This is a genomic window from Streptomyces sp. NPDC023481, assembly GCF_055560195.1.
Genome location: NZ_JBVHJE010000001.1, coordinates 848,012 through 868,243, shown reverse-complemented (window position 1 = coordinate 868,243; position 20,232 = coordinate 848,012). Strand labels below are relative to the sequence as shown.

The window sequence follows — 20,232 nt, the reverse complement described above, 5'->3', positions numbered from 1 at the left end:
CCGCGGAAGCCGAGGCCAAGCCCCGCCGCACCCGCAAGACGGCAGCCACCGCCGAGACCGCCGTGGACACCGCGGAAGGCACGGAGCCCAAGCCGCGCCGCACCCGCAAGACCGCCGCAGCCGCCCCCGAGGCCGCCGAAGCGGAAGCCGAGGCCAAGCCCCGCCGCACCCGCAAGACGGCAGCCACCGCCGAGACCGCCGTGGACACCGCGGAAGGCACGGAGCCCAAGCCGCGTCGTACCCGGAAGACGGCAGCCACCGCCGTGGACACCGCGGAAGGCACGGAAACCAAGCCGCGCCGCACCCGCAAGACCACCGCAGCCGCGCCCGAGGCCGCCGAAGCGGAAGCCGAGGCCAAGCCCCGCCGCACCCGCAAGACCGCGGCCGCCGCCGTGGACGCGGGCGACGGGGAAGCGGTCGCCGCTCCGAAGGCGCGACGGACCCGTAAGGCCGTTGCCGAGGCGGCTGCTCCGGAGATTCCGGCGCAGGCCACCGAGGAGCCGGTCGTCAAGCCGCGCCGGACCCGCAAGGCCGCCGCGACGGCACCCGCGACCGCCGAGGCCGAGGCCACGCCCAAGCCGCGCCGGACCCGCAAGACCGCCGCGGCCGTGGAGGCCCCCGAGGCCTGACCCGGCGCCGCCCGCACGGGCGGTGACGCACCACCGGTCCGATGGCCGGGTCCACGCGAGTGGACCCGGCCATCGGCGTTTCACCACCCCACCGCACTACCCCACCGCACCACCCCGGACCCGGGCCCCCGCCTCGCCCCCCGACGGCGCGGCTCACCCCCGCCCGATAGCCTCTCCCCATGAGCAGGCCCGCCACCTTCGTTCCGCCTCCCGGTGCGCGCGCGTACGCGCTGCGCACGGCCCGGGGGGAGTTCGCCGTGGTCGACGCCCCCGTGGCCGCCGGGGTGCAACCCAGGGGCGTGGTCCTGCTGTTGCCGGGGTTCACCGGCAGCAAGGAGGACTTCAACCCGCTGCACGTGCCGCTGGCCGAGCGCGGGTACCGTACCGTCGCCGTGGACGGGCGGGGCCAGTTCGAGTCGGACGGACCCGCGACGGACGAGTCGGCCTACGCGCAGGAGGAGTTGGCGCGGGACGTGCTCGCGCAGGCGGCGGCGATCGGCGGCCCGGTGCATCTGCTGGGGCACTCCCTCGGCGGCCAGATCGCGCGCGCGGCCGTACTGCTGGACCGGGCGCCGTTCCTGTCGCTCACCCTGATGGCCTCCGGGCCGGCGCAGATCTCGACGTCCCAGCAGGAGCGCGTGAAGCTGCTTTGGGACGCGCTCGCGGTGCTGAGCATGGCGCAGGTCTGGGAGACGATCCAGGCGATGGAGCCGCCGGAGGAGACGGACACACCCGCGCTCGACGCCGGGCTGGACGACCGCGAGGACCTGCGGCGCCGCTGGCTGGGCACCAAGCCCGCCCAACTCCTCGCCACCGGGCGTCAGTTGTGCACGGAACCGGACCGGGTCGCCGAACTGGCGGCCGTACCGCTGCCGTTCCACGTGCTGTCGGGCGCCCTCGACGACACCTGGCCGCTGCCGCTGCTCGACGACATGGCGGTACGGCTGGGGGCGCGCCGGACGGTCGTCGAGGGCGCCGAGCACTCCCCCAACACCGACCGCCCCCTGGAAACGGCCCGCGCCCTCGCCGACTTCTGGGACGACACCCCGGGCACCCCACGGCAGGGCTGAAGCACCCTCGGGTGGGACTCGGGCACCCCGGCAGGACGACGCCCTAGTACTGCGCGTGCAGATGCTCCCAGAACCCGTCCCGGAGCGCTCGCCGCAGGTCCGCGTGGCCGCGCAGGGAGTACTGGAGCACTTCCTCGGCCTCGACCAGCAGGTCCTGGTCGACGGAGCCGGGCAGGTAGGGGTGGCCCGGGAAGAGTTCGACCAGCGCTTCGCGGCCCCGGTCGGCGAGCCAGCGGGCCGCGATCTGCGCGCCGACGAAGCGGACGTCCTCACGGGTGGGGCGGGCGCCGCCCGCGGTCTCGTATCCGGCGGTGGTGCGCCGGGAGACGTACGGCTTGAAGAAGTCCAGGTCGAAGGTGCGCTGGCTGTCGACCTCCCAGAGCAGCGGCTCGGCCTGGTTGCGGCCCTCGGGCGCCTCGATGCCCCAGAGGTGGACGCGGGCGCCGTAGCCCTGGGCCGCCTCGACCGCCGAGACCAGGTCCTCGTCGCCGCCGAGGAGGGCCGCGTCGCTGATCGCGCGGTGCCGGGCCAGTGACTCCAGGTCGCTGCGGATCAGCGAGTCGACGCCCTTCTGCTGGTTGTTGGCGTTGAGGTTGCCGAGGCGGACCTTGACGTCGGGCAGCTCGGCGATGGACTGCTGCTCGGCGGTGTGGATGCGGCGGCGGGCGCCGTCGTACCAGTACACGCGCAGCAGCCGGCTGTCCGCGAAGATCTGGCGGGCCTTGTCGATGAGCGCGTCGATCAGGCCCTCGGCGTCGATGTCGAAGGCGCGGCGGTCCTCGGTTCCGGCGACGAGCCGGCCGGCGGCCGCGTACAGATACCCCGCGTCCACGAAGATCGCGTGGGTCGAGGGTGTCTTCGCCACCTCGGCGAGCATGCGTTCCAGCAGCTCGTTCGTGCGCTCGATACGGGCGCCCAGGGCGGCCAGGTCGTCGTTCATCGAGCTCATTGTCCCGGTGGTCACCGTCCGAACACAACCGGTGCCGGTGGGTTCCTCGACCACGACTTACCGCTCAGTAATTAGTTGTTCGAAAAATTTCTTTAGCGTAGGGAATGTTTGTTACATGCACCGCGTTGACTCAGTACGACGCCGGATACCCCAGGCGTCACACAAGTAGTTCTCCGCAGGAGGATGACCAGACGAAGGGAGAAGCCCATGCGCTTCGAAATCATGCGACTCGACGAGGTCGACGGGACCACCGTGGACACCACCGTCGTGGACGCCGCCTCCGTCAACCGGATCGTGCAGCAGGCCGCCGCCATCGGGCAGCGCCTGTGGATCCGCCCGGCCGACACCGCGGCCTCATAACCCGCACGGCCTCTCCGGCCACTCAAGCTTTCCGGGGGAGCCGAGCCGGTCGGCTCAGCTCCCCCGGATCACCTGAGTGACCCCGTTGATGATCTGCTGCACGGCGATCGCGGAGAGCATCATGCCCGCGAGCCGCGTCACCAGGACGACACCGCCGTCCTTGATGACCCGGATGATCAGCAGCGAGTAGCGCATCACCAGCCACAGCACCACGTGGATGGCGAGGATCGCTGACCACACCGAGAGCTGCGTGGACACGCTGTCGGCCTTCTGTACGGCCAGGATCACGGACACGATCGCGCCGGGCCCCGCGAGCAGCGGCATGCCCAGCGGTACGAGCGCCACGTTGACGTCCTTGGTCTGCTTCGGCTCGTCGGTCTTGCCGGTGAGCAGGTCCAGCGCGATCAGCAGGAGCAGCAGTCCGCCCGCGATCATCAGCGCGGGCACGGAGACGTGCAGGTAGTTCAGGATCTGGTGGCCCAGGACGCCGAAGACGGCGATCACCCCGCCCGCGACGCAGACGGCCTGGAAGGCCATCCGCCGCTGCACCTTGGCCGGCCGGCCGGCGGTCAGGGCGAGGAAGATCGGGGTGATCCCGGGGGGATCCATGATGACGAAGAGGGTCAGGAACAGGGAGCCGAAGACGGCGATGTCGAACATGGGGGGAGTGCAGGCCTTGCGGGAAGAGGACGTACGGGCGTGAGGTGGTACGGCGGTCGGGCCCCCGGGGGCCTCAGGCTCCGCCGGTGCCCGGCACCGGGAACGCGCCCGTCGCCCGCCGGATGATCTCCCCGTAGACCTCGGGGTCGGTCGTGTACGCGCCGAGCGTCACGGTCTTGCGGCTGCCGTGGTAGTCCGAGGAGCCCGTGACCAGCAGCCCCAGCTCCTTCGCCAGGCCCCGCAGCCGGTCCCGGGCGTCGGCGTCGTGGTCCATGTGGTCGACCTCGATGCCGTCGAGGCCGGCCTCGGCCAGTTCCGCGATCCGGGACTCGGGCACGGTACGGCCCCGCTTGGCGGCGGCCGGGTGCGCGAACACGCAGACCCCGCCCGCGGCCTTGACCAGGCGGATCGCCTCGAAGGGGTCGGTCTCGTGCTTCTCCACGAAGGCCCGCCCGCCGTCGGCCAGCCAGTCCTCGGTGAAAGCGTCGCTCACCGTGGGTACGACACCCAGCTCGACCAACGCCGAGGCCACGTGCGGGCGCCCCACCGAGCCGCCGGCGGCGATCCGCTCGACCTGCTCCCAGGTGACCGGTACTCCCAGCCCGTTCAGCTTGGCGACCATGCCCTTGGCGCGCGGCACCCGGTCGTCGCGGACCAGCTCGCGCTCGGCGAGCAGGGCCGGCTCCTCGGGGTCGAAGAGGTAGGCCAGCAGGTGCATCGAGACGCCGTCGATCCGGCAGGACAGCTCGGCGCCGGTGACCAGCGTCAGCCCCTCGGGCAGCGCGGCGATCGCCTCGCCGTACCCCCGGGTGGTGTCGTGGTCGGTCAGCGCGACGACGTCCAGCCCGGCGACGGCGGCCTTGCGCACCAGCTCGGCAGGGGTGTCCGTACCGTCGGACGCCGTGGAGTGACAGTGCAGATCGATACGCACGCGAACTCCAGGCAGGCGACGGAAGAAGGGGACACCTAAGGATAGCGGTGTTTTCCACCCCCACTGTCACACCCGCAACCGCCGAGCGCCCCCTACGGCACCCGACCAGGGGGCACGGAGAACCACGCGACCGGCCACGATGGACCCGCAGACGCGGAGGCAGCCGCAGAGGCAGAGGCAGAGGCAGCCGCAGCCGCAGCCGCAACACGGCCGCCGTACAGCATCCGACACCCCCAGGCGGCCCTACGGCCGGAGCAGGCGCGGCGACAGCGCCCCGCAGGGCACCAGGTCTATCTCCGCCCCCGCGTCCCGCAGATCGGTCAGCACCAGCTCGTCGTACATGAGCAGGCCGGACTGCTCGGGCCACATCACGGCCCACAGCCACATGCCGAGCGCCTCGCCGGCGAAGACGGCCCGGTCGTCGGGGGTGCGGTAGACGTGCCAGAGGGGGGTCGGACGGCCGGCGGCCAGCACCTTGGCCTGCGGGGGCTTCTCGACGTTCATGTACGACCCGGGGTCGGGGCCGTCGATGCCGGCGTAGTGCGCGCCGAGGCCGACGCCGAGCTCCTCGGCGATCAGGATCATCTCGCCGGGGCCGCCGAGCGGGCCGGGGCCCGAGCAGGCCACCGCGGTCGCCCGGCCGCCGCTGCGGTCGTCACCGGCGTACGCCACGCCCGTGAACAGCCAGCCGACCGGCAGGGGCCACGGCATCCACACCGGGACCTGGGTGCGGTGCACCACGACGTTGAGCGCCTCGACGCTGGGCGGGATCACAGGCTGCAGCGGAAACACCGGGCCATGCACATCGCACTGCCACGCATCGGCGAAGAGTCCGGGAGCCCTGACCCGGCCACCGCACCTCGGGCAACTGGGTTCGCCCCTCATAGGGCTCCACGGTCCTACCCCCGCCCGCCCACGTCAAGGACGATCACCCGTCCGGCAAATTCGATGTAACATACACTAATTAGCAGAACTAACTTCCGAGGGGAGCACAGATGAACCTGACCCGGCAGCCCAAGGCGGTCTGGGCCACGGCCGGCGCCTCCGTGGTCGCCTTCATGGGCATCGGCCTCGTCGACCCGATCCTGCCGTCGATCGCCCGGGGCCTGGACGCCACCCCCGGCCAGGTGTCCCTGCTCTTTACCTCGTACTTCCTGATCACCGCCGTGGCGATGCTGCTGACCGGGTTCGTCTCCAGCCGCATCGGCGGCCGCAGGACCCTGCTGCTCGGGCTCGCCTTCGTGGTCGTCTTCGCGGGTCTGGCCGGCACCTCCGGCACCGTCGGCCAGCTCGTCGGGTACCGGGCCGGCTGGGGCCTCGGCAACGCGCTCTTCGTCTCCACCGCCCTCGCGGTCATCGTGGGCGCGGCCGCCGGCGGCAGCGCGGCGGCGATCCTGCTGTACGAGTCCGCGCTCGGCCTCGGCATGGCCTGCGGCCCGCTGCTCGGCGCGGTCCTCGGCAACATCAGCTGGCGATACCCCTTCTTCGGCACGGCCACGCTGATGGCGATCGGCTTCCTGTGCATCACCGCGTTCCTCAAGGAGCAGCCGAAGCCGGCCCGCAGGACCTCGGTGCTCGACCCGCTCCGGGCGCTCGGGCACGGCGGCCTGGCCTCGGCGGCGGTCTCCGCGTTCTTCTACAACTACACGTTCTTCACCGTGCTGGCCTTCACCCCGTTCGTGCTGGACATGACCCCGTACCGCTCGGGCGCGGTGTTCTTCGCCTGGGGCCTGCTGCTCGCCGTGTTCTCGGTGGTCGTGGCCCCGCGCATGCAGGAGCGGTTCGGCTCGCTGAAGGTGCTCGGCGGCTCGCTGGTGCTGCTCGCCGCGGACGTCCTCGTGCTCGGCTACGGCGACCACACCACGGCCGTCGTCTGCACGGTCCTGTCCGGTGCCTTCATCGGCGTGAACAACACCGTCTACACCGAGCTGGCCCTCGGCGTGTCGGACGCCCCGCGCCCGGTGGCGAGCGCGGGCTACAACTTCGTCCGCTGGTTCGCCGCCGCCGCGGCGCCCTACTTCGCGCCGAAGATCGAGGAGTGGACCGACCTCCACGTCCCGTTCGTCGTCGCGGCCGTCACGGCGGTGCTGGGCGCGCTGGTCATCCTCGTACGGCGTCGGTCCCTCGCCCACGAGACCGAGGAGCTCCAGACGCGGCACGCCACCGAGGACGGGGTCTCCGTCTTCGCCAACTGATGCTCCCCGGGCGGGCCTTGGTGAGCTTGCTCACTCCATCGGGACGGACCTGCGGGCGGGGTCCCGCAGGTCCGTGCCGTGTCCGAGCCAGCGCTCCTGGAGGGCCTGGGCGCCGTGCACCCGCTTCCAGGCGGCCTCGTTCGGGGTCATCGGCAGCAGCGGCAGGAACCGTACGGGGTCCAGCGGGGCGTCCAGCTCCAGGTCCTCCACCAGCCCGCCGGGCTCGCCCACCAGGACGGAGGTGAAGGGGGCGCCGGGCCACAGCGGCTCGCCCACGTCGAGTGAGGCACCCGGGGTCACCACCAGGCCCTCCACCTGCGGGGTCGCGGCCAGCACGGCGAGCGGGCGGAGCACCTTGTCGGTGTCGGCGACGCCCGCGCGGACGGACAGGACCAGTTCGGCGCGGGGGCCCTTGACCGGGTCGGCGAGGATCGCCGCGGGATCCGTCATGGGCTGCCGGGACATGCCGAGGGTGGCGTACCGGACGACGTCCCCCTCCTGGAAGCGGAGCACCTCGATACGGTCCGTGCCGAGGAAGGTGACCGCGGCCCGGGCGTCCGGTTCGCCCAGCGCGGTGGTCAACCGGGCCTCGACCAGAGGAAGAACATCAACCATGCGCCGAGCATAGAACTCGTCAGTAGCGGGCAAAGCGGCGCCTTGACAGTACGGGCGGCTGGTACTCTGAGCCGGTGGTTCGGGGCAGCACGCCAAGCGTGGCTATCGGGTCCCCGACGCCGACGAGACTCCCTTACGAGGGACCGGCCGGAGGAGGTGGGGCTGTCATGGATCGAAGTCGACCGTGCAGTACCACTCGCTCTTCCGGCTGCTGATTGGTTACCGGCTGGCCGCCGCCTTCCCTTGCGCTCCGTCGTTCGGAAGAGCACTTCGTCTCGCTTTGCCTGATCTGTCTGATCTGAATCAGTTCTGCATCAGCAGCGAAGCCGCCACCGCGACGGTGCGGTGCTCCCCGCTTTGTGGACGCGCCAAACACGCACAGCCAGGACGTCCCCATTCCGGGTAGTTCCACCCGTCGCCGCGCGCCCTTGCTGCCCGCCCGCGAAGGAGCCTGCCCATGTCGATGATCCGCGACCTGCGTGCCGTGGTCCGCCCGTCCTCCCGCGTCTCGCTGCGCAAGGACCAGAGCCCCTCGTACGACACCACGCGCGCCCCCGGCACGCCCTCGGCCGTCGTCGACTGCGCCGTCTACCGCGACGGCGCCCGGGTGCAGAGCGCGGGCCCGCTCACCCCGCAGGAGGCGATGCGGCTGGTGCGCCGCGACGGCGGCTTCGTCTGGATCGGGCTGCACGAGCCCACCGAGGCCGAATTCGCCGGGATCGCGGGCGAGTTCGGGCTGCACCCACTGGCCGTCGAGGACGCGGTGCAGGCGCACCAGCGGCCCAAGCTGGAGCGCTACGACGACTCGCTGTTCACCGTCTTCAAGACCATCCACTACGTCGAGCACGACCGGCTCACCGCCAACAGCGAGGTCGTCGAGACCGGCGAGGTCATGTGCTTCACCGGCCGGGACTTCTTCATCACCGTCCGGCACGGCGGCCAGGGCTCGCTGCGGGCCCTGCGGCACCGGCTCCAGGACGACCCCGAGCTGCTCGCCAAGGGCCCCTCGGCCGTGCTGCACGCCATCGCCGACCATGTGGTGGACGGTTACATCGCGGTCGCCGACGCGGTGCAGGACGACATCGACGAGGTGGAGACCGAGGTCTTCTCGCCCGGCCGCAAGGGTGGCGTCTCGCGCGGTGTGGACTCGGCGCGGATCTACCAACTCAAGCGCGAGGTACTGGAGTTCAAGCGGGCGGTGGCGCCGCTGCTGCGGCCCATGCAGCTGCTGAGCGAGCGGCCCATGCGGCTGATCGACCCCGACATCCAGAAGTACTTCCGGGACGTCGCCGACCACCTCGCACGGGTCCAGGAGCAGGTGCTGGGCTTCGACGAACTGCTCAACTCCATCCTCCAGGCCAACCTCGCGCAGGCGTCCGTCGCGCAGAACGAGGACATGCGTAAGATCACCGCGTGGGCGGCCATCATCGCCGTACCGACGATGGTGTGCGGGGTCTACGGCATGAACTTCAAGTACATGCCCGAGCTGCACTGGAAGTACGGCTACCCGGTGATCATGGGCGTCACGGTCGCCCTGTGCCTGGGCATCCACCGCACGCTCAAGCGCAACGGCTGGCTGTGAGCGGGCCGGTCCGGCCTGGTTAGGCTGGGGCTCATGACAAGCGAGCTGCTCGACCGGGCCCTCATCGAGGAGGCCTCGAAGAAGTCCGGCCTGATCTGGGTCAGGGCCGCCGGCGCTCCGGCCGCGCGGGCGCTGTGGCACGTGTGGCACGAGGGCGCGCTGTGCGTGGTCGGTGACGGTCCCGGTGAGCAGCCGTTGGAGGGGCTGGCCGACGGCGGCACCGCCGAGGTGAGCGTGCGCAGCAAGGACAAGGGCGGCCGGCTGGTGACGTTCCCGGTGACCGTGTCCGAGCAGGCGTCCGGCTCCGCGGAGTGGGAGGCGGCCGTCGCCGAGCTGAAGGGCAAACGGCTGAACGCGCCCGACGGCGAGGAGATGCCGGCCCGCTGGGCCCGCGAGTGCCGGGTGCTGCGCCTGGTGCCGGCCGGTTCCGTGGCCCCGCTGCCCTCCGGTGACCTGGCCGAACGCCCCGTCCCGAGCCCCGCCACCACCCGCGGACCGGTCCCGGCGGGCCTGCCGAAGCTGCTGCTGGGGCGCCGCCGCAGGAAGTGACCGGCACCGGCCCGCGCGCCGGCGTGGCCCGGCGGTGCGGGACCGGGCGCGTGCGGGCGTTCTAGGACGTCGGGAGCTGCCTGCCGTAGTCCACGGTCTCCGACTTGGCCGGTTCCTCGACGGCGAAGTTCCGGCCCCAGTCGGAGAAGCGGAGCGTCCCCGCGTCGCCGGCGCGGACCAGGCGCAGCGGGTAGGGCGTGCCCTGGAGGGAGACGTCCAGCGTGCCGCCCGCGCCCTTGTCGCCGGTGATGCGGATCGTGCGGGTACCCGACTGGTCGGAGTGGTGGCCGTCCGTCGCCAGCGCGCCGTGCAGGGTCAGCAGACCGTCGAGGAGGACGCCCTTGTCCGTGAAGCCGCTGAACTTCTTGTACGCGGGATCGCCCTGCGGGACCTTCACGTACTTGCCGTCCAGCTTGCCCGGGGTGCCGTCGCTGCCGTCGGCGTGGCTCCAGAAGTCCGCGTCCGCCTTGAGGTACAGCTCCCGCCCGATCCGCAGCAGCTTGAAGGTGGCCCCCTGCGAGGTCACCGACCCGGTGCCGCCGTCGGCCTTGAGCCGCATGTCGAGGCGGTACGTGCGGCCGCTGGTGACCACGGTCCCGGACAGCCGCACGGCGGGGGCCGCGTCCGCCGCGGCCCGGGTCCTCGCCTGGATCTTCGCCGGGGGCAGCTTGCCCACCCCGTTGGTCCCCGCGTCCGGATCGCCGCCGCCGCACCCCGACAGCACCATCGCTCCCGTCACGGCCAGTGCGCAGCTCGCCGTCACCAGCAGGGACCGGCGGGTACGGCCCTGGGGCATCGCAGTCACAGGTGGGGTCGCCTTTCTGACGGTTCCTGAGCGGCGTACCGCAGCGTACCGGTGCCCCGGCCGCCCGGCGGAGCCAGTCCGTCCGGACCCCCCACCACGCCGTGTCCCACCGGTACGGGCTAGCCTGAAGCGCACCCGAGCGGGCAAACCCGAGCAAATTCCACACACCGCAGTTCCCAGCGTCCCCAGCGTCTCCCAGGCAAAGGAAGCAGAGCCATGGCAGCCGGCGCCCCCCGGATCTTCGTCTCGCACCTCGCCGGGGTCCCCGTCTTCGATCCGACCGGCGACCAGGTGGGCCGCGTACGCGACATGGTCGTCATGCTGCGCGTCCGGCGACGGCCACCGCGCGTTCTCGGGCTGGTGGTCGAACTGTCCACCAGGCGCCGTATCTTCCTGCCCATGACCCGGATCACGGGCATCGAGTCCGGCCAGGTCATCACCACCGGTGTGCTCAACGTCCGCCGCTTCGAGCAGCGGCCCACCGAGCGGCTCGTCTTCGGCGAGCTGCTGGACCGGCGGGTGACCCTGGTGGAGACCGGCGAGGAGGTCACCGTCCTCGACGTGTCCGTGCAGCAGCTGCCCGCCCGCCGCGACTGGGAGGTCGACCGGGTCTTCCTGCGCAAGGGCCGCAAGGGCAGTGCCTTCCGGCGGGCGAAGGGCGAGACGCTGACCGCCGAGTGGTCGGCCGTCACCGGTTTCTCCCTGGAGGAGCACGGGCAGGGCGCCGAGAGCCTGCTCGCCACCTTCGAGCAGCTGCGCCCCGCCGACCTCGCCAACGTGCTGCACCACCTCTCCCCCAAGCGGCGGGCCGAGGTCGCCGCCGCCCTGGACGACGACCGGCTCGCCGACGTCCTGGAGGAGCTGCCGGAGGACGACCAGATCGAGATCCTCGGCAAGCTGAAGGAGGAGCGCGCCGCGGACGTGCTGGAGGCGATGGACCCGGACGACGCGGCCGACCTGCTCTCCGAACTCCCCGAGGAGGACAAGGAGCGGTTGCTGAGCCTGATGCAGCCCTCCGACGCGGCCGACATGCGCCGCCTGATGTCGTACGAGGAGCACACGGCCGGCGGTCTGATGACGACGGAGCCGATCGTGCTGCGGCCGGACGCCACCGTCGCCGACGCGCTCGCCCGGGTGCGCAACCCGGACCTCTCCCCGGCCCTCGCCGCCCAGGTCTACGTCTGCCGCCCGCCCGACGAGACCCCGACCGGCAAGTACCTGGGCACCGTCCACTTCCAGCGGCTGCTGCGGGACCCGCCCTACACCCTGGTCAGCTCGCTCGTCGACGACGACCTGCAAGCGCTGGACCCGGACGCGGCGCTGCCGGTCGTCGCCGGGTTCTTCGCCACGTACGACATGGTGGCGGCGCCCGTCGTGGACGAGTCGGGATCGCTGCTCGGCGCGGTGACCGTGGACGACGTACTGGACCACATGCTGCCCGACGACTGGCGGGAGACGGAGTTCCACCTGGACGAGGGAGAGGAGGCGCCCGCACATGGCTCCTGAGCGCGAGACCGCGACCCGCGAACGCCACCCGGCGGGCGCCACGGCCGCCGGGCGGCCCCGGGCGGCCCGGCTGGACCAGCCGCGCCCGCCCCGCCACCGGTTCCTGCCCGAGTGGGACCCGGAGGCCTTCGGCCGGCTGTCGGAGAAGATCGCCCGGTTCCTGGGCACGGGACGCTTCATCGTCTGGATGACGGTCGTCATCATCGTGTGGGTGGTGTGGAACATCGCCGCGCCCCGCCATCTGCGCTTCGACGAGTACCCGTTCATCTTCCTCACCCTGATGCTGTCGCTCCAGGCGTCCTACGCGGCCCCGCTGATCCTGCTCGCGCAGAACCGGCAGGACGACCGCGACCGGGTCAACCTGGAGCAGGACCGCAAGCAGAACGAGCGGTCCATCGCCGACACCGAGTACCTGACCCGGGAGGTCGCCGCGCTGCGCACGGGCCTGGGCGAGGTCGCCACCCGGGACTGGATCCGCTCGGAACTCCAGGACCTGATGAAGGAGCTGGACGAACGCCGCCGGCACGACGGGCACCCCGGGCACGTCGTATTCCCGGCGGAACGGGCGGAACGGCCGCCCGGACGTGACACAGACGACCGCTGAGGGGCATCCCTCAGGCCCCTCGGCGCGCCGTACCATCGTCTTTATGGCTACGGAAGACGCGGTGCGCGAGGCACTGGCGACGGTGAACGACCCCGAGATCAACCGCCCGATCACCGAACTCGGGATGGTCAAATCGGTGGACATCGGCGCGGACGGAGCGGTCGCGGTCACCGTGTACCTGACGGTGTCCGGCTGCCCGATGCGCGACACCATCACCCGGCGCGTCACCGAGGCGGTCTCCCGGGTCGAGGGTGTCACCCGCGTCGACGTCACGCTGGACGTGATGAGCGACGAGCAGCGCAAGGAACTGGCGAACGCCCTGCGCGGCGGCCAGGCCGAGCGCGAGGTCCCCTTCGCCAAGCCGGGCAACCTCACCCGGGTCTACGCGGTCGCGTCCGGCAAGGGCGGCGTCGGCAAGTCCTCGGTGACGGTGAACCTGGCGGCGGCGATGGCCGCCGACGGCCTGAAGGTCGGTGTCGTGGACGCCGACATCTACGGCCACAGCGTGCCGCGCATGCTGGGCGCCGACGGCCGGCCCACCCAGGTCGAGAACATGATCATGCCGCCGTCCGCGAACGGCGTGAAGGTCATCTCCATCGGCATGTTCACGCCGGGCAACGCGCCGGTCGTGTGGCGCGGCCCGATGCTGCACCGCGCGCTCCAGCAGTTCCTCGCGGACGTCTACTGGGGCGACCTGGACGTGCTGCTCCTGGACCTGCCGCCCGGCACCGGTGACATCGCGATCTCCGTGGCCCAGCTGGTCCCGAACGCCGAGATTCTGGTCGTGACGACCCCGCAGCAGGCGGCGGCCGAGGTGGCCGAGCGTGCGGGCTCGATCGCGGTGCAGACCCACCAGAAGATCGTCGGCGTGGTCGAGAACATGTCCGGCCTGCCCTGCCCGCACTGCGGCGAGATGGTCGACGTCTTCGGCACGGGCGGCGGCCAGCTGGTCGCCGACGGCCTGACCCGCACGACGGGTACGACGGTCCCGGTCCTCGGCAACATCCCGATCGACGTCCGCCTCCGCGAGGGCGGCGACGAGGGCAAGCCGGTGGTGCTGACCGACCCGGACTCCCCGGCGGGCTCGGCCCTGCGCGCGATCGCCGGGAAGCTGGGCGGCCGCCAGCGGGGCCTGTCGGGCCTGTCCCTGGGCATCACCCCGAGGAACAAGTTCTGACCCTGCCGTGCCACGCCACAGGGGCGCCGTCCTCGCCGACGGCGCCCCTGTGGCGTACCGGAACGTCCTGCCCGGGCAGCGCATGAACCTCTTTCGCTGACCTAGGCGTACGCCGTGATGTCCTTGACCGCGGCGAAACCGAGGCCGTACGCGCTCATTCCGCGGCCGTAGGCGCCCAGGTGGACGCCGGCCTCCGTGGTGCCGGCCAGGATCCAGCCGAACTCGGACTCCCGGTAGTGGAAGGAGGCCGCCACCCCGTCCACCGGGAGGGACAGCCGGGACCACTCCGGGCCGTCGAGGTCGTCGGCCAGCGCCCACGCCGTCTCGGTCTGCTGCTCCAGCCAGTCGTCGCGCAGGCCGTGGTCCATCTGGCCGGGCCAGGTGAACGAGAGCAGCCCCACCCCGGCCAGCCATGCCGCCGAGGAGACCGAGGTCGCCTCCAGCAGGCCCGTGCCGTCGGCGCTGCGCCGGGACGGCTGCGCGGCGACGGTCACCACGACCGCGAACTTCTCCCGCGTTTCACCGGCCGAGCCGGTCTCGCCGCGGACCGAGGGCTCGTCACCGTGCCCGATCGAACCGTGCTCGACGGCGCCGTCGGCCGCCGTGCCGACCTGCATCAGCCAGCGCGGTCCCGTGAACGCCTCGTCGAGGCCGTACCACGGGAAGGTCGCCCGCAGGTAACCGTCGACCGTACGCCGGGCGGAGGGGAGTTGCTCTCCGCCCTCCGCGACCGGCGCCTGCGCGCCCACCCGACTCGTCGTCTCCATCTGCCCGGACGCCTCCTCGCTCTCGTCGGACCGGGGAGGCCCGCCCCCCTTCGGGCGTACGCGTCCGGTCCGCACAACAACTCGGCAGCATATCCACACCGCTGGAAGCGGCAGGGCAGGCGCTTGGTGCGTGGGTCGCGCGAACGGCCTGTTCAGGCCGTGCGCGGGGGGCGTGCGCTATGACACGCGTCACGTGCACGGCGTACGTCCGCGTGCGCGTGTCGGCGGGATGGGGCTTACGTGGCGTCCGCGTCGAACGGCGGGCGGTCGTCGTCGCCCGGGGTCTCGGGCTTCTTGGTCATGTCGACGCGACCACCGGAGGTACCGCCGGAGGAGCCCCCGGAGTGGGACGACGAGGAGGACGCGCCGGTGTCACGGCTGTGGACGGCGTCCGTGACCTCGGCCATCTCCTTCTTCAGGTCGAAGCCGTTGCGGATCTCCTTCAGCCCCAGGTCCTCGTTGTCCAGCTGCTTGCGGATGAACGTCTTGGGGTTGAGGTCCTCGAACTCGAAGTCCTTGAACTCCGGACCCAGTTCGTTGCGGATGTCCTGCTTCGCGCTCTCCGAGAACTCGCGGATCTTCCGGATCGTGCGCATCACGTCCTGGATGACCTTCGGGAGCTTGTCCGGACCGAAGACGAGCACGGCGAGCACGATGATGGTCACCAGCTCCAGTGGCCCTATGTCATTGAACACCTGACGCTCCTCGCGAGTCCTCGGTCGCTCAACGGTACCCGGCGATCCCGTCCGACCGGTACCGTCCCCAGGTGAGACTTGTGTCAGTTCTGTTCCGCGGCGCCCAGGACGAGTGACACCTCCCGCGCGGTGCCGTCGCGTTCCACCGTGAGCCGCAGCCGGTCGCCGGGCCGGTGGGCGCGGATCTTGACGATCAGCTCCTCGCCGGTGTGCACGCGCTCCCCGCCGACCTCGGTGATGACGTCCCCCGCCCGCAGGCCGGCCCGCTCGCCGGGACCGCCCCTGCGGACGGCGGGGCCGCCGCCCGCGCTCGTGTCGTCGACACGGGCGCCGTCGCCGGTGTAGCCCAGGTCCAGGGTGACGCCGATCACCGGGTGCGTGGCACGGCCGTCGTGGATCAGTTCCTCGGCTACCCGCCTGGCCTGGTTGACCGGTATGGCGAAGCCGAGGCCGATGGAGCCGCCCTGGCCGCCGTCGGAGTCGGTGCCGCCGCCTGCGGAACGGATGGCGGAGTTGACGCCGATGACCCGGGCCCGGGAGTCGAGCAGCGGTCCGCCGGAGTTGCCCGGGTTGATCGGGGCGTCGGTCTGGAGGGCGTCGACGTACGACACGTCGCTGCCGTCGCTCTTCTCCCCGCCGGCCGTGATGGGCCGCTCCTTGGCGCTGATGATGCCGGCGGTGACCGTGCCCGCGAGGTCGAAGGGGGCGCCGATGGCCACGACGGGGTCGCCGACCCTGACGCGGTCGGAGTCGCCGAGGGGCAGCGGGGTGAGGCCGTGGACACCGTGCACCTGGACGACGGCGAGGTCGTAGCCGCTGTCCCGGCCGACGACCTCGGCCTTGACGGTGTCGCCGCTGCTGAACGTCACGGATATCTCGCCGCCCGACCCGGCGGGCTGGACGACGTGGTTGTTGGTGAGGATGTGACCCTCGGTGTCGAGCACGAAACCGGTGCCGGTGCCCGCCTCGTCGGCCCCCCTGACGTGCAGCGTCACCACGCTGGGCAGGGCGCGGGCGGCGATCCCGGCCACGCTGTCCGGCGCCCGCCCGGCCTGCGGCAGCCGCGCCCCTCCGCCGAGGGCGTCCTTTTCGACGTACGCGCCGACGGCACCGCCCACGGCCGCGGCGACGAGGGCGACGGCCAGGCTCCACACGAGCAGCCTCCGCCGCGCCCTCCGGCCGAGCTGCGACCCGACGGGCCCCCCAACGCCGGCCTGCTGCAACGGCCCCTGCACCGCGCCGGCCCAGGGGTCGTAGCGAGCCCAGGGGCCGGCGCCCGGGTCTCCGATCGCGACCGCCGGTACGGGAGGCGCCGACGGCGCGGGAACGGGCGCGCCGGGGGCCGGAGTCGTCGCCGGGTGCTGGACCGCCGGCGGGGACGGGGGCGTGGGGATGGTCGTGCCGGGGGCCGTCGCCGGGTGCTGGACTGGCGGGGCTTGGGGCGCGGGGACGGTCGACCCGGGGGCCGGAGCGGCCGCCGGATGCTGCACCGACGGGGCCGGGGGCGCTGGGACGGTCATGCCGTGGGCCGAGGCCGTCGCCGGATGCTGCATCGGCGAGGCCGCGAGCACGGGGCCGGCCGTCCCGGCGGCCGGAGTCGCCGCCGGACGGTGCACCGGCGGAGCCGCCGGCACGGGACCAGTCGCCCCCTGGGCCGGAACGGCCGCCGGGTGCTGCACCGGCGGGGCCGGGGCCCAGGGGCCGGGTTCGCCGTAGGGCGGGGTCCCGTAGGGGTCGGGGTCGTGCAGCGGCCTGGGGCGCTCATCGGGAGCCGCCCCGGCGGTCCCGGCGCCCGCCTCGGCCACCCCGGCTTGCGCCGCTACGGCCTCCCCTTCGGCCACCCCGGCTTCCTCCGCTACGGCCTCCCCCGCGTCGGCCGCCACGGCGTCCCGCTCGTCCACGTCGGGCAGCGGCGGCCGGGCCGGCTTGGCCAGTTCGAAGTCGCCGTCGGCCGTGGCGTTTTCCGGCGCGGCCCCCGCACTCCGGGTGGCCGGTGTCGTGCCCGCCGTTCCCTCCGGGCCGGCCACCGGCGGGACAGGGTTCCCCTCGTTCATGCTCTCCCCACGGCTGGCCACGACCGCGCGTCGCCCGCGGCCGTGGAACGTCGGCTGCCGCTCCCGGGGCGTCGCCGCGGGGCCGGCCTCACCGGATTCAACCAGGTCCGCGGGCCGTGGCGCAGTGGCCGGTCAGGGCGACGGGCGGGACGCGCTCGATGAGGTGGGGGCGTCGGGGTCGGCGGGTGTCAGCAGGCCGGAGCCGGTGGCCGCGACGGTGTCGGACCAGTCGGCGAGCGGCAGGGCCACGGTGTCGCCGAGCGGGCGTATCAGCGGGGAGACGGCCGCCGCGCCGGCCAGCACCGGAGCGGTCAGCCCGCGCACCGCCTCGCCGGGAGTCGGCACCCCGGGCAGCAGCGGCGCGGACAGCGTGGTCGGCGCCGCCGGGGCCGGGCCGGTCAGCGGGCCGCCCTGGGCGAGCAGCGGCCCGGCCGGGCGGCGGCGCTGGCTGTCCGGCGTGGCCGCGCCGCCCACCGGGCCGGTGCCGGCCGGACGGGCCGGGGTGACATTGCTGCCGGTGCCGGCGGAGCCCCGGGCGTCCGCGCTCAGGGCGCCGGGGACGGCGGTGGTCACACCGCCGAGGGCGATCGCGGCCAGCGACACCGCGCCGGCGGCGGCGAACGCGAACCGCAGTCCGCGCGAGGCGGAGCGCCCGTCGTCCGGGCGGCCGACGGGGTGGACGCGGAAGCCGCGGTCCCCGGGCGCGGGGACACCGTCCGGGAGGAAGCCGCGGGCTGGGACGTACCCGAACGGGAGGCGCTCGTCGCGCCTCACGCCGAGGGGTCCGGTGGCGCCGCCGAGGAGTCCGCCCCCGCCGGACGGCGTGCCACCGCCGTCCGGGTCACCTCCCCCGGGGAGCCCCTGGAGACGGGCCAGGAAGCTCGCCGACGGCGGGGGCGGGGCCGCCTCCGCGAACACGTTCTTCAGCGCGCGCTGGGCGTCCGCCTCCGCCTTGCACCGGGCGCAGGTCGCCAGGTGCGCGAGGACGCGCTCACGCGTCTCATGACCGAGTTCTCCGTCCACCAGGGCGGAGAGCCGGTCTCCCAGGTGCTGCTCTGCGAGGTGCGCCTTCCCGACAGGTTTCGGCCGTGTTCCACTCACGCGGTCGCGCCCCCTCCTCCCAGAGCGGGGACCTGGGCCAGGAAGGAGCGCCGCTCGGCCGCGCGGGCCTCCGGGGAGCGGTGTGCGAGGGCCTTGCGGAGCTGGGACCGGCCGCGGTGGATACGGGAGCGGACGGTGCCGAGCTTCACGCCGAGGGTCGCGGCGATCTCCTCGTAGGACAGGCCTTCGATGTCGCACAGGACGACGGCGGCGCGGAACTCGGGCGCGAGGGTGTCGAGGGCCTGCTGGACGTCGGCGTCGAAGTGGGCGTCGTTGAACAGCTGCTGCGGGGTGGGCTCGCGGCTGGGCAGGCGCTCGGCCGCGTCCTCGCCGAGGGCGTCGAAGCGGATGCGCTGCTTGCGCCGGACCATGTCCAGGAAGAGGTTCGTGGTGATGCGGTGCAGCCAGCCCTCGAAGGTGCCGGGCGAGTACGTCGACAGGGAGCGGAAGACGCGGACGAAGACCTCCTGGGTGAGGTCCTCCGCGTCGTGCTGGTTGCCCGTCAGGCGGTAGGCGAGACGGTAGACCCGGCCGCTGTGCGTGCTGACGATCTCGTCCCACGTGGGCGGAGTCCACGCCTGCGCGTCCGCGTCGGTGGCGAAGGTCGCGGTCTGGGCCTCGCCGGCGGCGAGACGGGTGGCGTGGCTGTCAGCGGTGTCGGTCACGGATTTCGGCCTGCCCGCCGACCCGAGGAAGCGCCGCAGCACTCCGCCCCGGTCCCCGGGCGCAGCCGCACCTCCCCTGTCGGCTCTGGTGGTGTCCAGTGGAGCCCCTACCATAGCCACCTCGCCCGTTAGCTCCGGATAAGCGGTTTTACGAGAATTTGATACACGCTGATACGGCTCATCCGGCTGCGTCAGCAGTTGCTCGGCACCCTGGTCCACCTCTCGCCCCCCGTCGCGTCCCCGACCACCGGCTCATCCTGCTAAACGCCCGGTCCCATCTGCGGGTTCCCGACGCCAACGGATACAGTCACGCCCAGGCAACCACGGGGACAGGAGAGGGTCATTAGCGGCAACCGGCAGACGAGCTGGGCGTTCGCCGACGCCTTTGTCGCCGAGGACGAAGCGCTGCGCTGGGCCCGGGAGCGGGCCCGCGAGGCAGGGCTGCGCTCGGTGTCGCCCAGCACGGGCGCCGCGCTGCGACTGCTGGCCGCCTCCGTGGACGCGAAGGCGGTCGCGGAGATCGGTACGGGCTGCGGGGTGTCCGGGATGCACCTGCTGCACGGGATGCGGCCGGACGGGGTGCTCACCACGGTGGACCCGGAGCCGGACCACCAGCAGTTCGCCCGGCAGGCCTTCCGCGTCTGCGGCTTCGCCAGCAACCGGGCCCGGTTCATCCCCGGCCGCGCGCTGGACGTGCTCCCGCGGCTCGCCGACGCCGGCTACGACCTCGTCTTCTGCGACGGCGACCGGCTGGAGTACCCGGACTACCTCGCCGAATCGTTGCGTCTGCTGAGGCCGGGCGGCCTGGTCGTCTTCGAGGGCGTGTTCGCCAACGGCCGCACGGTCGACTCGGGGCCGCAGCCGACCGAGGTGCTGCGGCTGCGCGAGCTGCTGCGCACCGTCCGGGAGAGCCCGGAGCTGGTGTCCTCGCTGCTGCCGGTGGGCGACGGCCTGCTGTGCGCCGTCAAGCGCTGAGGCCGCGGGCACGGGCGGCGGGACGCGGCTGCCCCGACACCGCGTACGATGCCGGGGCAGCCGGTAGGACAGGATGACTGGGACGTCAGACGACGACCTTCTTGAGGGCGTCGCCGAGCGCCTCGGCCTCGTCAGGGGTCAGCTCCACGACGAGTCGACCGCCGCCTTCGAGCGGAACGCGCATGACGATGCCCCGCCCCTCCTTGGTCACCTCGAGCGGGCCATCGCCCGTCCGCGGCTTCATGGCCGCCATGCTCGTTCCCCTTCCTGAAACCAGCTCATCGTCTGCCGACGGCCCCGCGAGGGCAGCCGCCATCCACAACGGACACGCGACACCGGCATC

At 72.8% G+C, this 20,232-nt stretch carries 21 protein-coding genes and 1 pseudogene; 10 read left to right on the top strand and 12 right to left on the bottom strand.

Annotated features, from left to right (window positions below):
* Positions 1–629: pseudogene (locus ACZ3ZD_RS04125) on the top strand (DEAD/DEAH box helicase); the annotation flags it as partial.
* A gap of 179 nt (positions 630–808) precedes the next feature.
* A complete protein-coding gene (locus ACZ3ZD_RS04120) occupies positions 809–1,699 on the top strand; it encodes an alpha/beta fold hydrolase (RefSeq protein ID WP_467393196.1) in 891 nt (296 codons plus the stop codon).
* Between the two features lie 43 nt (positions 1,700–1,742).
* Here ACZ3ZD_RS04120 and ACZ3ZD_RS04115 read toward each other — a convergent pair whose 3' ends face one another.
* Complete coding sequence (locus tag ACZ3ZD_RS04115) at positions 1,743–2,648, bottom strand: NYN domain-containing protein (protein ID WP_467393194.1); 906 nt, start codon at positions 2,646–2,648, stop codon at positions 1,743–1,745.
* 207 nt (positions 2,649–2,855) lie between these two features.
* On the opposite strand from ACZ3ZD_RS04115, the gene ACZ3ZD_RS04110 reads away from it, so the two are divergent.
* Entirely contained in the window at positions 2,856–3,008 is a 153-nt protein-coding gene (locus ACZ3ZD_RS04110) for a hypothetical protein (protein ID WP_467393192.1), read from the top strand.
* A gap of 54 nt (positions 3,009–3,062) precedes the next feature.
* Here the strand turns inward: ACZ3ZD_RS04110 and ACZ3ZD_RS04105 are convergent, their stop codons facing one another.
* The 3 genes from ACZ3ZD_RS04105 to ACZ3ZD_RS04095 form a co-directional block, all read right to left on the bottom strand.
* Positions 3,063–3,668: a MarC family protein gene (locus tag ACZ3ZD_RS04105; RefSeq protein ID WP_014674825.1), complete on the bottom strand. Its 606-nt coding sequence runs from the start codon at positions 3,666–3,668 to the stop codon at positions 3,063–3,065.
* A 73-nt stretch (positions 3,669–3,741) separates the two neighbouring features.
* The gene (locus ACZ3ZD_RS04100) at positions 3,742–4,599 is read right to left on the bottom strand and encodes a PHP domain-containing protein (RefSeq protein ID WP_467393190.1); all 858 of its coding nucleotides are present in this window, start codon (positions 4,597–4,599) and stop codon (positions 3,742–3,744) included.
* Positions 4,600–4,842: 243 nt separating this feature from the next.
* Entirely contained in the window at positions 4,843–5,484 is a 642-nt protein-coding gene (locus ACZ3ZD_RS04095; protein WP_467393188.1) for a DUF6758 family protein, read from the bottom strand.
* A 110-nt stretch (positions 5,485–5,594) separates the two neighbouring features.
* Between ACZ3ZD_RS04095 and ACZ3ZD_RS04090 the strand changes: the two genes are divergently transcribed.
* A complete protein-coding gene (locus ACZ3ZD_RS04090) occupies positions 5,595–6,794 on the top strand; it encodes an MFS transporter (protein WP_467393186.1) in 1,200 nt (399 codons plus the stop codon).
* A 30-nt stretch (positions 6,795–6,824) separates the two neighbouring features.
* Here the strand turns inward: ACZ3ZD_RS04090 and ACZ3ZD_RS04085 are convergent, their stop codons facing one another.
* Positions 6,825–7,409, bottom strand: a complete 585-nt coding sequence (locus ACZ3ZD_RS04085; protein WP_467393184.1) for a suppressor of fused domain protein — start codon at positions 7,407–7,409, stop codon at positions 6,825–6,827.
* Between the two features lie 457 nt (positions 7,410–7,866).
* Here ACZ3ZD_RS04085 and ACZ3ZD_RS04080 point away from each other — a divergent pair, with 457 nt between their 5' ends.
* The gene (locus ACZ3ZD_RS04080) at positions 7,867–8,991 is read left to right on the top strand and encodes a magnesium and cobalt transport protein CorA (protein WP_467393182.1); all 1,125 of its coding nucleotides are present in this window, start codon (positions 7,867–7,869) and stop codon (positions 8,989–8,991) included.
* A gap of 33 nt (positions 8,992–9,024) precedes the next feature.
* Positions 9,025–9,540: a hypothetical protein gene (locus tag ACZ3ZD_RS04075; RefSeq protein ID WP_467393180.1), complete on the top strand. Its 516-nt coding sequence runs from the start codon at positions 9,025–9,027 to the stop codon at positions 9,538–9,540.
* Positions 9,541–9,601: 61 nt separating this feature from the next.
* Here ACZ3ZD_RS04075 and ACZ3ZD_RS04070 read toward each other — a convergent pair whose 3' ends face one another.
* Positions 9,602–10,345 (bottom strand): hypothetical protein, encoded by a 744-nt coding sequence (locus ACZ3ZD_RS04070; protein WP_467393178.1) that lies wholly within the window; start codon positions 10,343–10,345, stop codon positions 9,602–9,604.
* 216 nt (positions 10,346–10,561) lie between these two features.
* On the opposite strand from ACZ3ZD_RS04070, the gene ACZ3ZD_RS04065 reads away from it, so the two are divergent.
* The 3 genes from ACZ3ZD_RS04065 to ACZ3ZD_RS04055 are packed head-to-tail and all read left to right on the top strand — an operon-like array spanning position 10,562 to position 13,632.
* Entirely contained in the window at positions 10,562–11,851 is a 1,290-nt protein-coding gene (locus ACZ3ZD_RS04065; protein WP_467393176.1) for a magnesium transporter MgtE N-terminal domain-containing protein, read from the top strand.
* Positions 11,841–12,455: a DUF1003 domain-containing protein gene (locus tag ACZ3ZD_RS04060; protein ID WP_467393174.1), complete on the top strand. Its 615-nt coding sequence runs from the start codon at positions 11,841–11,843 to the stop codon at positions 12,453–12,455. Before ACZ3ZD_RS04065 ends, ACZ3ZD_RS04060 begins: the two co-directional genes overlap by 11 nt.
* A gap of 43 nt (positions 12,456–12,498) precedes the next feature.
* Positions 12,499–13,632 carry an Mrp/NBP35 family ATP-binding protein gene (locus tag ACZ3ZD_RS04055; protein ID WP_467393172.1) on the top strand — a complete coding sequence of 378 codons (1,134 nt, stop codon included), beginning with the start codon at positions 12,499–12,501 and terminating at the stop codon, positions 13,630–13,632.
* A gap of 101 nt (positions 13,633–13,733) precedes the next feature.
* Here the strand turns inward: ACZ3ZD_RS04055 and ACZ3ZD_RS04050 are convergent, their stop codons facing one another.
* The 5 genes from ACZ3ZD_RS04050 to sigE all read right to left on the bottom strand — a co-directional run bounded on the left by ACZ3ZD_RS04050 (position 13,734) and on the right by sigE (position 18,956).
* Entirely contained in the window at positions 13,734–14,399 is a 666-nt protein-coding gene (locus ACZ3ZD_RS04050; protein WP_467393170.1) for a hypothetical protein, read from the bottom strand.
* Positions 14,400–14,635: 236 nt separating this feature from the next.
* On the bottom strand, positions 14,636–15,094 hold the full coding sequence (locus ACZ3ZD_RS04045) for a sec-independent translocase (RefSeq protein ID WP_467393168.1): 459 nt from the start codon (positions 15,092–15,094) through the stop codon (positions 14,636–14,638).
* A gap of 83 nt (positions 15,095–15,177) precedes the next feature.
* On the bottom strand, positions 15,178–17,148 hold the full coding sequence (locus ACZ3ZD_RS04040) for a S1C family serine protease (protein WP_467393166.1): 1,971 nt from the start codon (positions 17,146–17,148) through the stop codon (positions 15,178–15,180).
* A 132-nt stretch (positions 17,149–17,280) separates the two neighbouring features.
* Positions 17,281–18,249, bottom strand: a complete 969-nt coding sequence (locus tag ACZ3ZD_RS04035; protein WP_467393164.1) for a zf-HC2 domain-containing protein — start codon at positions 18,247–18,249, stop codon at positions 17,281–17,283.
* On the bottom strand, positions 18,246–18,956 hold the full coding sequence (gene sigE / locus ACZ3ZD_RS04030) for an RNA polymerase sigma factor SigE (RefSeq protein ID WP_467393162.1): 711 nt from the start codon (positions 18,954–18,956) through the stop codon (positions 18,246–18,248). The genes ACZ3ZD_RS04035 and sigE overlap by 4 nt, the downstream gene beginning before the upstream one ends.
* A 234-nt stretch (positions 18,957–19,190) precedes the next feature.
* Here sigE and ACZ3ZD_RS04025 point away from each other — a divergent pair, with 234 nt between their 5' ends.
* On the top strand, positions 19,191–19,889 hold the full coding sequence (locus ACZ3ZD_RS04025; protein WP_467393321.1) for an O-methyltransferase: 699 nt from the start codon (positions 19,191–19,193) through the stop codon (positions 19,887–19,889).
* Positions 19,890–19,974: 85 nt separating this feature from the next.
* Here the strand turns inward: ACZ3ZD_RS04025 and ACZ3ZD_RS04020 are convergent, their stop codons facing one another.
* The gene (locus tag ACZ3ZD_RS04020) at positions 19,975–20,142 is read right to left on the bottom strand and encodes a DUF3117 domain-containing protein (protein ID WP_018544333.1); all 168 of its coding nucleotides are present in this window, start codon (positions 20,140–20,142) and stop codon (positions 19,975–19,977) included.
* Positions 20,143–20,232 lie beyond the last annotated feature (90 nt).

Coding starts and splice junctions, on each gene's coding strand:
- ACZ3ZD_RS04040 (WP_467393166.1), bottom strand. CDS start 17,148: ATGAACGAGGGGAACCCTGTCCCGCCGGTGGCCGGCCCGGAGGGAACG.
- ACZ3ZD_RS04020 (WP_018544333.1), bottom strand. CDS start 20,142: ATGGCGGCCATGAAGCCGCGGACGGGCGATGGCCCGCTCGAGGTGACC.
- ACZ3ZD_RS04090 (WP_467393186.1), top strand. CDS start 5,595: ATGAACCTGACCCGGCAGCCCAAGGCGGTCTGGGCCACGGCCGGCGCC.
- ACZ3ZD_RS04085 (WP_467393184.1), bottom strand. CDS start 7,409: ATGGTTGATGTTCTTCCTCTGGTCGAGGCCCGGTTGACCACCGCGCTG.
- ACZ3ZD_RS04105 (WP_014674825.1), bottom strand. CDS start 3,668: ATGTTCGACATCGCCGTCTTCGGCTCCCTGTTCCTGACCCTCTTCGTC.
- ACZ3ZD_RS04055 (WP_467393172.1), top strand. CDS start 12,499: ATGGCTACGGAAGACGCGGTGCGCGAGGCACTGGCGACGGTGAACGAC.
- ACZ3ZD_RS04110 (WP_467393192.1), top strand. CDS start 2,856: ATGCGCTTCGAAATCATGCGACTCGACGAGGTCGACGGGACCACCGTG.
- ACZ3ZD_RS04060 (WP_467393174.1), top strand. CDS start 11,841: ATGGCTCCTGAGCGCGAGACCGCGACCCGCGAACGCCACCCGGCGGGC.
- ACZ3ZD_RS04080 (WP_467393182.1), top strand. CDS start 7,867: ATGTCGATGATCCGCGACCTGCGTGCCGTGGTCCGCCCGTCCTCCCGC.
- ACZ3ZD_RS04095 (WP_467393188.1), bottom strand. CDS start 5,484: ATGAGGGGCGAACCCAGTTGCCCGAGGTGCGGTGGCCGGGTCAGGGCT.
- ACZ3ZD_RS04075 (WP_467393180.1), top strand. CDS start 9,025: ATGACAAGCGAGCTGCTCGACCGGGCCCTCATCGAGGAGGCCTCGAAG.
- ACZ3ZD_RS04065 (WP_467393176.1), top strand. CDS start 10,562: ATGGCAGCCGGCGCCCCCCGGATCTTCGTCTCGCACCTCGCCGGGGTC.
- ACZ3ZD_RS04120 (WP_467393196.1), top strand. CDS start 809: ATGAGCAGGCCCGCCACCTTCGTTCCGCCTCCCGGTGCGCGCGCGTAC.
- ACZ3ZD_RS04050 (WP_467393170.1), bottom strand. CDS start 14,399: ATGGAGACGACGAGTCGGGTGGGCGCGCAGGCGCCGGTCGCGGAGGGC.
- ACZ3ZD_RS04115 (WP_467393194.1), bottom strand. CDS start 2,648: ATGAGCTCGATGAACGACGACCTGGCCGCCCTGGGCGCCCGTATCGAG.